This is a genomic window from Bacillus sp. SSR7 (assembly GCF_055902415.1).
In genome coordinates this window covers 137,466-150,982 of record NZ_JBVVXV010000008.1, presented here as the reverse complement: position 1 = coordinate 150,982, position 13,517 = coordinate 137,466, and the positions used below count along the sequence as shown (strand labels likewise).

Sequence of the window (13,517 nt, the reverse complement as noted above, 5' to 3'; positions counted from 1 at the left end):
CGTTAAATAGTCGTTAATTAATGATAAGGAGTTAGAGAAATGATGATAAAAATTGCAGTTGTCGGTTCAAAAGAGTTTATGGAGACACTTTTACCTGTTGCTCATAAACTAGAAGAAATAGAGATTGATCCATATATTTATCTTCATCCGGCAGAATCTTCTGAACTATTAAAGCGTTTAAAGCCTTGTGATTTCATCTTTTTCTCAGGTGCTTTACCTTATTATATGGCAAAAGAAATAAGAGAACAATTACGAATTCCGAGTACGTACTTACAGCAAGACGAGACAACCATCGCATCTTCCATTCTTTCTGTCATGTATCACCAAGGTATTCAACCACATCAAATCTCAATTGATTTAGTAGACCGTTCCTTCATTACAAATGTGTTCCATGATATCGGCATAAAAGAAAAGCCACAAGTGTTTGATTATAAAAATATGCTGTGGAGTAAAGATGAAATAAATAAGGTTATTGATTTTCATGTAGCTAAATATCAATCTGGAGAAGCTCATTTAGCTTTAACAAGTATTCACGCTGTCTATGATGAACTTCAAAAAATAGGTATTCCTTCAGAGCGTATGATAGACCTGAAGCAATCTATTATACTTGGGTTAAAAGATGCAAAAATAAAAGCTGAGTTAGCAAGAAGCCATTCAGCTACTGTTGGTGCTTGTATTATTTCTTCTTTAGAATTACGAGATGTTTTGCTTGAGCAATTAGATGTCATTTCAAAAGAACTACGTGGTTCATTTAAAACAATTGATGAAATGACGTTCATTTTGTATACAACTCGTGGTGATATTGAATCCATTATAAAAACAAATATGATAAATAATTTATTTGCGAGTATAGAGGGAACGATAGCTATTGGATTTGGTTATGGAAAAACTGTGAAAGAAGCGGAGCAAAATGCTAAAATCGCCCAAGGTTTCGCGAAGAATAATCCAATAGATCACTGTTTTTATATACTAACAAGTGATAAAGAACTATTTGGTCCGTTCCCGAAAGAACAGAGAGTACAAGGTTTGAAGAACGATAACCCGGAACTAATGAAAATAGCGAAGGAAACGAAACTTAGCCCAGCAAACTTATCAAAAATTATTCAATTTAGTCAATCACATCCGTCATTGAAGTTTACAGCAGCAGATCTTTCTGAATACTTACAAGTGACTCGGCGATCAACTGAAAGGTTATTAAAGAAACTAGTTGATTATGGGTATGTTCATATTTGCGGCGAGGAAATGCCTTATCAACAAGGACGTCCTCGCGCAATATACGAACTGAATTTACCGTTATCTTTAAGCTTCTAATTGAGCTTTTTGTTTTTTTAGTAGTTCTGCTTTTTCAATGTCAGATAGTTTCGTAATTGTGAGACCAGTTATACCGTAAATAATCGAGATAATAGGTACGATGAAATTCAATATAGCATAAGGAGCATATTCGAAAGCACCTACGCCGATTGTTGCGAGTATAAATACACCGCATGTATTCCAAGGTACAAAAACAGAAGTTAATGTTCCGCCATCTTCTAATGCTCTGGATAAATTTTTAGAATGTAGTCCTTTTTCTGTGTATGCATTCGCGTACATTCTTGAAGGAACAACAATCGAAATATATTGTTCAGAGCAAGTAAGGTTTGTTGCAAAGCAAGATGCGATAGTTGAAGCGATAAGTCCTTTTGCTGATGTCGCTAATTTTAAAATTTGATTTACAATGGAGCGAAGAATACCTGTATGTTCTAATACTCCTCCGAAAGTCATAGCGACAATGGTCATAGAGACGGTATTCATCATAGAGCTTAAACCACCACGATTAAATAGCTCGTCTACTAGCTTGTTGCCAGTGTCTATGACGAATCCACTTTGGAGTGCAGCAACAGCTGATGAGACAGAACCACCTTGAATAAAGACTTGTGATAAAAATCCTAAAATAATACCTACGAGAATAGCTGGTATAGCAGGAACTTTTTTAGCGACCAATACCATAACGACTACAGGTATGATTAGTAGGAAAGGCGAGATAACAAAGTTTTGCTGCAATACTTGTAACGTTTGCTCGATACTTTTGGCATCAATATTGTTAGCGCCGAAGCTTTTTCCTAAGAACGCATAAACGATAAGAGTAATAATTAAACCTGGAATTGTAGTAAATAACATATGACGAATATGTGTGAATAAATCTGTATTTGTTAATCCTGCGGCTAAGTTTGTTGTGTCTGAAAGCGGTGACATTTTATCGCCGAAATAAGAACCGGAAATGATAGCACCGGCAACCATTGGAGCTGGGATTCCCATACTAAGGCCAATGCCCATTCCTGCAACACCAATTGTGCCCATTGTAGACCAAGAGCTACCAATAGCTAATGCAACAATAGAACAAATAATTGTAATTGAAACTAAAAATAGTGATGGAGTTAATAGATTTAAACCGTAATAAATCATTGTTGCGACGATTCCACCACCAATCCAAGCGCCGATCGTTAAACCTACTAGGATAATGATAACGATAGCGGGTAATGCGAGGCGAATTCCTTTATACATTGCTTCTTCAATGTCGTTCCATTTGTAACCGTAACGCCAAGCGACGATAGAAGCAACGGTTGTACCGATAATAAGTGGGACGTGAGGGCTTTGTTTTAATACAACAATTGTAACCATCATAACTGCAACTGTAATGATGATAGGGATCATGGCTACACCAAAAGGTATTTCTTTTTTCATAAATGTCCTCCTTGTTATGTTTGTTTGTATTTTTAGAATTGTCGTAAAATAGACGTTTATTAGGTTATGATAACTAAAAATATATGTAAGCGTCAACGCAAAAGACAGAAAATAAGTAATATTCTAGTTGTTTGTTTAGTTTGTAATATAGATGTAGAGTAAGCTTTTTTAGTGTTTAAAAATAAACAATTGACTTTTTTCTTAAAATTCAATATGTTCATAAAAACATCTGTTTTTCATAAGTATAATTAACCTAAATGGTTTTGGAATTTGGGAAGGAGAATGTAGCTTTGAAAACATTAGAACTACAAGAGCGTTTAACTGAAATTTTTCAGCATTTACATGAAAATCCTGAAGTGAGTTGGAAAGAGTATGAAACGACAGCGTATATTACTAACTTTTTAAAAGAAGAAGGAATTTCATATAAAATATTTAATGATTGTCCAGGCGTGATTGCTGAAATTGGAAGCGGAAACCCTGTTATTGCGATTCGCGCTGATATGGATGCACTTTGGCAAGAAGTGAATGGAGAATTTAAAGCGAATCATTCGTGTGGTCACGATGCTCATATGACGATTGTAATGGGACTTATTTTACAATTAAAGAATATGAGATGGAAAAGTGGTACAGTTAGATTTATTTTTCAGCCAGCAGAAGAGAAAGGGAATGGCGCTTTAAAAATGGTAGAGAAAGGTGCTGTGGATGATGCGGATTTCCTATTCGGTGTTCATTTACGCCCGATTGAAGAACTATCTTTGAAACAGGCTGCCCCATCAATTCGTCACGGAGCAGCAGGTTTTTTAGAAGGTACGATTCACGGAGAAGATGCACATGGAGCACGCCCACATCAAGGGATAAATGCAATTGATGTTATTTCCATGATTAATATCGGTTTGAAAAACATATGGCTACCACCGCAAAGTTCCTATTCAGTAAAGATGACGAGGTGCCAAGCTGGTGGTGATAATTTAAATATTATTCCGGGTAACGGGCATTTTAGCTTAGATGTCAGAGCGGAGAGTAATACATTATTAGAAGAATTGAAGAAAAAAATAGAGCATGTCATAGAATCAGCTGCATCGATGGGATCGAAAACTTCATATGAGTGGATTGATCTCGCGCCAGGAGCTGAAGTTTCAGAAGAAGCTGAGCGATTTATGCGTAAAGGTATTCTTGAAGTGTATGGGGAAGAGAAATGTACGGGGCCACTTTATACGACAGGAAGCGATGATTTCCATTACTACACAGTGAAGAGACCACATTTAAAAGCTGTCATGCTTGGATTAGGAGCAGACCTACAACCTGGATTACACCATCCGTATATGAAGTTCGATCATAGTTGTATTATGGATGGGGTAGAAATATTAAAACAAACTGTATTGAAAGTGTTAGAAGACAGGGGCTAGGGAGCTCCTGTTTTTTTGTAGAAATTTGTCGTTAGGTCGATATCCTTTGTCGAAACGTCGATATATTGATAAAATCGTTCATATAATTTCACGTACCTATTGACTTGATGAAAAATGAGTCTCCAGTACATGGTGTATAATAATAAGTACCATTTCTTAATAGGAGAAGTCGAATGAACGAACAATATTATGATGCAGTTTTAAATATAAAAACAGTCGGTGAGCAAAAAGGATTTAACAAGTCTATGCATTATCATCGTTATGAACCGACGCCGTATAACGGATTAGATGAGTTATTGAATCAATATGAAATAAGAAGTAGCGACCAGATTGTAGACTTTGGATGTGGAAAAGGACGATTGAACTTTTATATGCACCATAAGTGTGGTGCTTCAGCGATTGGAATTGAAATGAATGAAGAGTTTTATAAAGAAGCGTTGGATAATCTTGATCGTTATGCACGCAAGGTAAGAAACAGTAAAGGTAAAATTGGGTTTGAATGCTGTTTAGCGCAGGAATATGAGATTGATCCACGTGATAACCGATTTTATTTCTTCAACCCATTTTCTGTACAAGTATTTATGAACGTAGTAAATAACATTTTACTTTCGGTAGAAGAAAAGGGGAGAGAAGTGGATATTATTTTATTTTATCCTTCTGAGGACTATATTTTCTTCTTAGAAAATCAGACTGCGTTTGAGCTGAAGAGGGAAGTTAGATTGCCAGGGGCTTATGAGAAGAATGGAAATGAGAGGTTTTTAGTGTATAGATTGGAGCGTTAATGTATGGGTGCTTGGGGAGTAGCAATATTATCAGACGATATTGCTGAGGATATTAAGTTACTGTATAAGGATTTGTTAGCAAATGAATACTCAAATGAGGAAGCAAGTCGGATTGTAATTGAGGAATACAAGAATGAATTAGATGATGAAGAAACTATTGTTTTTTGGTTAATATTTGCTTCCATACAATGGAGGTTAGGGAGACTTCAAGAGAATGTTAAGCAGGAGGCATTGCAAATAATAGAGAGTGGTGCAGATTTAGCTCGCTGGGAAGAAGAACCTAAATTACAGAAGAAACGTGAAGTAGTTTTAAATAAATTAAGAGAGCAGTTAAATTCTCCGCAGCCAGAAGCGAAAAAAGTACCGAAGAGATTTATAGCTAATACTTCTTTAAAAGCAGGTGATGCTGTTAGTTATGAATTAGTATCGGGGAATTATATTATCCTTAAAGTCATTGAGATTGTTGAGGAATGGCATGGAGATCGATATCCTCTGTTCGAAATGTGTGATTGGGAAGGAAAAGAGATTCTTTCAAAAGAAGAAATAGACCAATTAGAATTGAAAATAAAGATTTATGAGGGTGGAAAACAGGAAGTTGTAAAAATGGCTATTTATCCGGCCGGAAAAAGAGACAGCACATTAAAAAGAATCAAAGTAGTGGCAGAGGATGTAAAAGTAGTATTGGATATAGGGTCGCCGTATACAATACTATGTTGGAAGGATTTTGACGACTATGTAAATACATTGTAATAAAAAAAGACGCATTACCTAATTGGTAATGCGTCTTTTACTCACGTCTATATTAGTTACGGATTAAGTAATCAAATGCACCTAAAGCTGCGTTTGCACCTGAACCCATAGAGATGATGATTTGTTTGTACGGATTATTTGTACAGTCACCTGCAGCAAACACCCCTGGTACGTTTGTAGCGCCGTGCTTGTCTGTTACGATTTCACCGCGAACGCGTTCAACTGTTTCGCCTAACCAGTCTGTGTTTGGAACAAGACCGATTTGTACGAATACACCTTGTAATTCAACGTGATGAACTTCTTCAGTTTCACGATCGATGTAAGAAATACCGTTTACTTTATCAGTACCAGTAATTTCTTTCGTTTGAACGTTTTTCAGAACAGTTACGTTTGGTAAGCTGTTAAGACGCTCTTGTAATACAGCATCAGCTTTTAATTCTGGCATGAATTCAAGAACAGTTACGTGATTAACAATACCTGCTAAGTCGATAGCTGCTTCAATACCAGAGTTACCACCGCCGATAACTGCTACGTCTTTTCCAGTGAATAATGGACCGTCACAGTGTGGGCAGTATGCTACACCTTTATTTTTGAACTCAGCTTCACCTGGTACGCCAACATTACGCCAGCGAGCACCTGTTGAAACGATTACGCTCTTACTTTTCAGAATAGCGCCGTTTTCAAGTTCCACTTCAATAAGTTCTTTTTTCTCTAAACGTTTCGCACGTTGTAGATTCATTACATCGATGTCGTACTCTTTTACGTGCTCTTCAAGACTTGCTACTAGCTTAGGACCTTCAGTGCGCTTTACGCTGATGAAGTTCTCAATACCCATAGTATCCATTACTTGACCACCGAAGCGTTCAGCAACGATACCAGTGCGGATGCCTTTACGTGCTGCATAAATTGCTGCACTTGCACCAGCAGGGCCGCCACCAACAACAAGAACATCGTATGGATCTTTATCAGAAAGCTCTGATGCATCTGGACCGTTACCCATTTTAGCTAAAATTTCTTCAAGTGTCATACGACCGCTTCCGAAAGATTCGCCGTTTAGGAAAACTGTTGGTACTGCCATGATGTCTTTGCTTTCTACTTCCTCTTTGAATGCAGCGCCATCAATCATAGTATGTGTAATACCAGAGTTAAGAACGCTCATTACGTTAAGAGCTTGTACAACATCAGGACAGTTATGACAACTTAGGCTGATATAAGATTCAAAATGATATTCGCCTTGAATGTTTTTAATTTGATCGATTAATTTTTGTTCAACTTTTGGAGCGCGTCCACTTACTTGTAGTAAAGCTAACACTAATGAAGTAAATTCGTGTCCTAATGGAATACCAGCGAATACGACACCAGTGTCTTCATCAGGGCGGTTTACGCTAAAGCTTGGTGTTCTCTCTAATTCAACTTTTTCTACTGTAATCTTAGATGACATAGTAGCTAATTCGTCTACTAGAGCTAACATATCTTTAGATACGTCATCGTCTCCTGCGCTTACTTTAAGTAAAATATCGTTCTCCATTAATTGAAGATATTGGGATAGTTGTGTTTTTATATCTGCATCTAGTATCATTTTGATCGAACTCCTTAGATTTTGCCTACAAGGTCAAGGCTTGGTTTAAGTGTTGCAGAACCCTCTTGCCATTTAGCTGGGCAAACTTCACCTGGGTTGTTACGTACGTATTGAGCTGCTTTAATTTTGTTAACAAGAATGCTTGCGTCACGGCCGATACCGTCAGCATTGATTTCCATAGATTGGATAACGCCGTCTGGATCGATGATGAATGTACCACGAGCAGCAAGACCTTCTTCTTCCATTAAAACGTTGAAGTTTGTAGTAATTGTGCGAGTTGGGTCACCAATCATGATGTACTCGATTTTACCGATAGTTTCTGAGCTATCATGCCATGCTTTGTGAGTGAAGTGAGTGTCTGTAGATACAGAGTATACTTCAACGCCTAACTCTTTAAGAGTTGCATATTGGTTTTGTAAGTCTTCAAGTTCAGTTGGGCAAACGAATGTGAAATCAGCTGGGTAGAAACAAACTACACTCCATTTTCCTTTTAAACTTTCGTCAGTAACTTGGATAAATTCTCCATTATGGTAAGCATTAGCTTTAAACGGTTTTACTTCTGTGCCGATTAATAACATATTAAAATTCCTCCTAAATGTTGGTTTTGAGCATCAAAAAATAGTGTGCTCATAAAATATATTTTTTAATTAACTATAATAATTCTAATTCGATATTAATTATCATATAGAAGTGGTTATTTTGTCAAGAGAATAAACGAACTTTATATCAATTTAATTAATATTTATTCTCAATTAAGATTGTTAGAGAATTAAAAGGTAATTTTTATGTCATAAATTTTCAATGAGTGTTTGAAAGTGTAGTGTGTATGTTAGAGATATGTTGTAAGTATAAATCATAGGAAGGAAATATTTCTTAGAAGTTGTCTTTTTGAAAAGGAACTGCTTATTTCTATTTTACAAAGAATTGTGTGATAAATAAAATAAAATGAATTAGAATCTTTTTGAACAATTTTTGTCCTCTCAAATATATAATTAAGAAGTATATTGTAATGATAATTAGAAACATTGACTCAAAGTGCTAACAAGATATAATAAAACCTAGATATACATTTCAAAAAGAAGAACATATATTATAGGATGAAAGATTTAATCCTATTATTTTTTATAGCTTTTAGAAAACGCTTACAATTAGTATGGAGGGGAAACCATGTCTAAGTTCACGAAGTACTTTTTAATGGAAGCTAACGATGTGATTGTATATGTGAAAGAGAAATTATCTAAGTTTGAACATGCAAAGGGGCTAAAGTGTAAAGAAATAGGTGATGGTAATTTAAATTATGTGTTTCGCGTTTGGGATGAAAAGGAGAACATTTCTGTCATTGTAAAGCAAGCTGGGGATACAGCACGTATTTCAGATGAGTTTAAGTTGTCGACGAATCGTATCCGTATAGAATCAGATGTTTTGCAGTTAGAGGAAGAGTTAGCACCTGGGCTTGTTCCAAAGGTGTATTTTTTTGATAGTGTGATGAATTGTTGTGTAATGGAAGATTTATCGGACCATACAATATTACGTACAGCACTTATAAATCATCAAATGTTTCCAAAGCTTGCAGATGATTTAACGACCTTTTTGGTAAATACACTCTTATTAACATCGGATGTTGTAATGAATCATAAAGAGAAGAAGGAACTGGTGAAGAATTATATAAATCCTGAATTATGTGAGATTACAGAAGACCTCGTATACGCCGAGCCATTTACAAATCATAATAAGCGTAATGAGCTGTTTCCGTTAAATGAAGGATGGATTAGAGAGCGTATTTATAGTGATAAAGAGCTTCGTATGGAAGTAGCAAAGCTGAAATTTTCTTTTATGACGAATGCACAGGCGCTTCTTCACGGTGATTTGCATACTGGTTCTGTTTTTGTAAGAGATGATTCTACAAAGGTTATTGATCCTGAGTTTGCCTTTTATGGGCCGATGGGATATGACATCGGGAATGTAATGGCGAATTTAATGTTTGCTTGGGTAAATGCAGATGCAACGATGTCAGCTGGAGCTGAGAAAGATACGTATATGGATTGGTTACAATCGACAATGGTAGAGGTAATTGATTTATTTAAGAAGAAGTTTTTAGACGCTTGGGATATTCATGTGACAGAGATTATGGCGAAGGAAGAAGGCTTTAACGAAATCTATTTACAATCTGTATTAGAGGATACAGCTGCGATGACGGGTCTCGAGTTAATTCGTCGTATTGTTGGGCTAGCGAAAGTACAAGACATTACTTGTATTGAGAATGAGGAAGCACGTGCTAGAGCGGAACGTATTTGTCTTCAAGTTGCAAAGAAATTTATTTTACGAGCGAATCAATATAAAACAGGTACAAGCTTTGTAGGAACGTTAAAAGAACAGTCGATGCACTACGCGAAGTAAGGGGAGAAGATGATGGAAGAGCAATTAATACCAATCCAGTGGAAAGAGGATGCTTTAGTTTTATTAGATCAAACATTATTACCGAATGAAGTTGTCTATGAATCTTTTAAAACAGCTGAAAGTGTGTGGGATGCCATTCAAGTAATGAAAGTAAGAGGAGCGCCAGCGATTGGTGTTTCAGCAGCTTATGGTGTGTATTTAGGAGCCAAGGAAGTTACTCAAAATACGGTAGAAGAATTGATAGAGGAAGTAAAAAAGGTATGTGCATACTTAGCAACATCAAGACCGACAGCAGTAAACTTATTTTGGGCACTTGAAAGAATGGAGGTAATAGCGCTAGAAAACGCTCACTTATCAATCGCACAGTTGAAAGATAGATTACTAGAAGAGGCAAAAGAGATTCATAGAGAAGATGAAGAAATTAACCGTCAAATTGGAGAACATGCATTAACGTTATTCCATGATGGAATGGGAGTGTTAACACATTGTAATGCTGGTGCGTTAGCGACGACTAAGTATGGTACTGCAACAGCTCCAATGTACTTAGCGAAAGAAAAAGGGTGGGACTTAAAAATCTATTCAGATGAAACGCGTCCTAGATTACAAGGTTCAACGTTAACAGCATTAGAATTGCAGCGAGCGGGAATTGACGTCACTGTTATTACGGATAATATGGCAGCTATGGTCATGTCACAAGGGAAGATTGATGCGGTAATCGTTGGATGCGATCGTGTGGCAGCAAACGGTGATGTAGCAAATAAAATTGGGACATTGGGTGTATCTATTTTAGCGAAATACTACAACATTCCGTTTTATGTAGCGGCACCAACACCGACAATTGATTTGAAAACACCGACAGGAAAAGAAATTCCGATTGAGGAAAGAGATGCTTCTGAAGTGATCAATCGCTTTGGACAATATTCTGCTCCGAAAGAAAGTAAAGTATATAATCCAGCATTTGATGTCACGCCATATGAAAATGTAACAGCGATTATTACGGAAAAAGGGATTGTAAAACCACCGTTTACGGAGAACTTAAAAAGGCTATTTCAATAAGTAGATAGAGTTAAAAATTCAGTCATCATAAGCTTCATACTTAGGGGGATGTATATGTTATTACAAAAAGAGAGAGAAGAAATTGTAGCGTATGGAAAGAAAATGATTTCTAGCGGTTTAACAAAGGGGACAGGCGGTAATATTAGTATTTTCAATCGCGAGCAAGGTCTTGTTGCCATTAGCCCAAGTGGTTTAGATTATTATGAAACGAAGCCTGAAGATGTAGTTATATTAAACTTAGATGGTGATGTAGTAGAGGGAGAGAGAAAACCATCAAGCGAACTCGATATGCATCTTATTTATTATAGAAAGCGTGAAGATATAAATGCGCTTGTGCATACACATTCTCCTTATGCGAAGACAATTGCATCATTAGGATGGGAATTGCCCGCAGTATCGTATTTAATTGCTTTCGCAGGCCCTAATGTTCGCTGTGCACCTTATGAAACATTTGGTACGAAGCAATTAGCAGAGGCAGCTTTCGAAGGGATGATTGATCGTCGTGCTGTTTTACTTGCGAATCACGGTTTAATTGCAGGTGCAAATAACATAAAAATGGCATTTACTGTTGCGGAAGAAATTGAGTTTTGTGCGCAAATTTATTATCAAACGAAAAGCGTCGGAGAGCCTAAGTTATTGCCAGAAGATGAGATGGAGAATTTGGCGAAGAAGTTTGAAGGGTATGGGCAGCAATAGAATGAAACAAGAAAGACCCTCAAGATTTGACTCTTGAGGGTCTTTCTATGCCTTCTTAAGCAACAAATACATAAAGTAAGGAGCACCAATTAAAGCGACAACAATACCTGCTGGGATACCGTTAGGCTCAACGATGTTTCTTCCGATTGTATCTGCTAATAGTAATAGCCATCCACCGATTAAAAGGGCGATAGGCATGAAGATTTGATGTCTTGGACCTACTAAAGATTTTGCGATGTGAGGAGCCATTAGTCCAATAAAGCTAATTCCTCCTGTTACGGAAACAGCTGCAGCTGCAAGCGCAACGGCTGCAACTAATAAGTATCTGCGTTCTTTTTCAATTTCAATTCCAACGCCGATTGCGACTGGCTCGTTTAATGCTAGAATGTTTAATCGATTTGCCTTATAGAAAACGAACGGAATGAATACGATTAACCATGGGAGCATTGCTAAAACAAAGATCCAGTCATCTCCCCAAATGTTACCGGCAATCCATTTGGCGATAAAGTCCACTTTCATACGATCTGCGGATGAAATAAGGACAATCATCATTCCAGATAGTGCAAATGCAAAACCGATACCGGTTAATGTTAATCGCACCGGCTGAAGTCCAGTTGATTTACTATATGAAAATACGTAAATTAGAACAGCTGTTAGAAATGCTCCGATAAATCCAACGACAGGTAGTAAGTAAAGAAATGAACCTACATCTATTGGAAAGTATAAGAAGAAAATAGCAACAGCAACACCGGCCCCAGAGTTGATTCCAAGAATACCAGGTTCAGCTAAATCATTTCGGGTAAGTCCTTGCAGAATAGCTCCTGATAAAGCGAGAGCCATACCAGCTAATAATGTAATGACAATTCTAGGGAGTCTTAATGAGTATAAAACGAACTCCTCTTTAAAAGTTCCTTGTCCCATTAATGTTGGGAGTAGTCGATCATAAGATAAAGATGCTGAACCGAGCCCCATTCCAATTACAATAGTTGTAATGGTTAGGATAAGTAAAGCGAGTATAATAAGACGTTGTTTTCTTAGAATAGATGGGATCATGAGAACATTTTTCCTCCTTTACGTACAATGAATAGGAAGAATGGTAATCCTACAATTGCGACAATAGCAGCAACTGGTGTTTCGTACGGAGCGTTAATGGTACGTCCGATTGTATCTGCAAGTAGCATAAAGGAAGCCCCAGCAATTGCTGACATTGGTATAACAAATCGGTAATCTGGACCGACAATTGGGCGTACCATGTGAGGTACCATTAAACCGATAAATGCCATATTTCCGACAAGTGCTACAGATGCACCTGCAAGTAAGATAATAATGATAAATAGAATGGTTTTAATAACAATAATTTTTTGACCTAGTCCAATAGCCACTTCTTCACTGAAACTAAGAACTGTCAATTTTTTGGCTAGTAAGATAGCGATAAAGATACTAATTGAAATGACTGGAATAATAACTTTCAATTGGCTCCAAGTAGTTCCGATTACGCCTCCAGCAGTCCACAGTGATACATCTTGTGAAATTTTGAAGTAAATGCCGACCCCTTCTGAAATTGCGAGTAGAAATGCTGAAACGGCAGCACCAGCTAATACAATTCGAAGAGGAGAGAGCCCACCTTTTTTCGCCATACCAATTCCAAATACCATAATTGCGCCAACGGCAGCACCGATAAAGCAAGCTAATGTTAAGTAAAGATAGCTGATGGAAGGGTTGAAAGCAAGTGTTAGTGCAAGTGCAGCATTTGCTCCACCAGATAGCCCTAATAATCCAGGATCGGCAAGTGGATTTCTTGTTAATCCTTGCATAATTGCTCCAGAAACAGCAAGTCCAGCTCCTACAAAAATAGCAGCAACTTCACGGGGCAAACGTATTTCGCGAATAATAGATATTTTATCCCCTTTAGCGGAGGAAGTGAGTGCTAACCATACGTCTTTTATTGAAGTATCTGCAGCACCTAATACCATTGCCACCATAAAAATAAGAAAGAATGCAATTGTGCTTAAAATTAATTTGTATGTAAAAGCTATAGAACGTGTATTGTCATGTTCTTTTGTCATTCGTTTCACATCTTTTCTTTTCATAGAATAAAGGAAGAGGAATTCTTAAATTAAGAATTCCTCA

At 37.0% G+C, this 13,517-nt stretch carries 12 protein-coding genes; 7 read left to right on the top strand and 5 right to left on the bottom strand.

Going from position 1 to position 13,517, the window contains the following annotated elements; genetic code table 11:
* The first annotated feature begins 39 nt into the window (after positions 1-39).
* Positions 40-1,311, top strand: coding sequence for a transcriptional regulator (locus AC0NJG_RS16280; RefSeq protein WP_474063224.1), 1,272 nt, complete (start codon positions 40-42; stop codon positions 1,309-1,311).
* Here the strand turns inward: AC0NJG_RS16280 and nhaC are convergent.
* Entirely contained in the window at positions 1,300-2,721 is a 1,422-nt protein-coding gene (gene nhaC / locus AC0NJG_RS16275) for a Na+/H+ antiporter NhaC (RefSeq protein WP_474063223.1), read from the bottom strand. The genes AC0NJG_RS16280 and nhaC overlap by 12 nt on opposite strands.
* A 290-nt stretch (positions 2,722-3,011) precedes the next feature.
* On the opposite strand from nhaC, the gene AC0NJG_RS16270 reads away from it, so the two are divergent.
* The 3 genes from AC0NJG_RS16270 to AC0NJG_RS16260 all read left to right on the top strand — a co-directional run bounded on the left by AC0NJG_RS16270 (position 3,012) and on the right by AC0NJG_RS16260 (position 5,659).
* Positions 3,012-4,127 carry a M20 peptidase aminoacylase family protein gene (locus AC0NJG_RS16270; protein WP_474063222.1) on the top strand — a complete coding sequence of 372 codons (1,116 nt, stop codon included), beginning with the start codon at positions 3,012-3,014 and terminating at the stop codon, positions 4,125-4,127.
* 173 nt (positions 4,128-4,300) lie between these two features.
* Entirely contained in the window at positions 4,301-4,909 is a 609-nt protein-coding gene (locus AC0NJG_RS16265; protein ID WP_143880730.1) for a class I SAM-dependent methyltransferase, read from the top strand.
* Positions 4,910-4,912: 3 nt separating this feature from the next.
* On the top strand, positions 4,913-5,659 hold the full coding sequence (locus tag AC0NJG_RS16260) for a hypothetical protein (protein WP_474063221.1): 747 nt from the start codon (positions 4,913-4,915) through the stop codon (positions 5,657-5,659).
* A gap of 52 nt (positions 5,660-5,711) precedes the next feature.
* Here the strand turns inward: AC0NJG_RS16260 and ahpF are convergent, their stop codons facing one another.
* Both ahpF and ahpC read right to left on the bottom strand, forming a co-directional pair.
* Positions 5,712-7,238, bottom strand: coding sequence for an alkyl hydroperoxide reductase subunit F (gene ahpF / locus AC0NJG_RS16255; RefSeq protein WP_087951986.1), 1,527 nt, complete (start codon positions 7,236-7,238; stop codon positions 5,712-5,714).
* A gap of 14 nt (positions 7,239-7,252) precedes the next feature.
* On the bottom strand, positions 7,253-7,816 hold the full coding sequence (gene ahpC, locus AC0NJG_RS16250; RefSeq protein ID WP_000924422.1) for an alkyl hydroperoxide reductase subunit C: 564 nt from the start codon (positions 7,814-7,816) through the stop codon (positions 7,253-7,255).
* Between the two features lie 589 nt (positions 7,817-8,405).
* On the opposite strand from ahpC, the gene mtnK reads away from it, so the two are divergent.
* Genes mtnK through AC0NJG_RS16235 form a run of 3 tightly spaced genes read left to right on the top strand, consistent with a single transcriptional unit; the run spans position 8,406 to position 11,387 of the window.
* Complete coding sequence (gene mtnK, locus AC0NJG_RS16245) at positions 8,406-9,635, top strand: S-methyl-5-thioribose kinase (protein ID WP_474063220.1); 1,230 nt, start codon at positions 8,406-8,408, stop codon at positions 9,633-9,635.
* A gap of 12 nt (positions 9,636-9,647) precedes the next feature.
* On the top strand, positions 9,648-10,691 hold the full coding sequence (mtnA, locus tag AC0NJG_RS16240; RefSeq protein ID WP_474063219.1) for an S-methyl-5-thioribose-1-phosphate isomerase: 1,044 nt from the start codon (positions 9,648-9,650) through the stop codon (positions 10,689-10,691).
* A 54-nt stretch (positions 10,692-10,745) separates the two neighbouring features.
* Positions 10,746-11,387 (top strand): L-fuculose-phosphate aldolase, encoded by a 642-nt coding sequence (locus AC0NJG_RS16235; RefSeq protein ID WP_000926547.1) that lies wholly within the window; start codon positions 10,746-10,748, stop codon positions 11,385-11,387.
* Between the two features lie 45 nt (positions 11,388-11,432).
* Here AC0NJG_RS16235 and AC0NJG_RS16230 read toward each other — a convergent pair whose 3' ends face one another.
* Complete coding sequence (locus AC0NJG_RS16230; RefSeq protein WP_000613093.1) at positions 11,433-12,440, bottom strand: FecCD family ABC transporter permease; 1,008 nt, start codon at positions 12,438-12,440, stop codon at positions 11,433-11,435.
* Entirely contained in the window at positions 12,437-13,477 is a 1,041-nt protein-coding gene (locus tag AC0NJG_RS16225) for a FecCD family ABC transporter permease (protein WP_140421270.1), read from the bottom strand. The genes AC0NJG_RS16230 and AC0NJG_RS16225 overlap by 4 nt, the downstream gene beginning before the upstream one ends.
* Between the last annotated feature and the right edge of the window lie 40 nt (positions 13,478-13,517).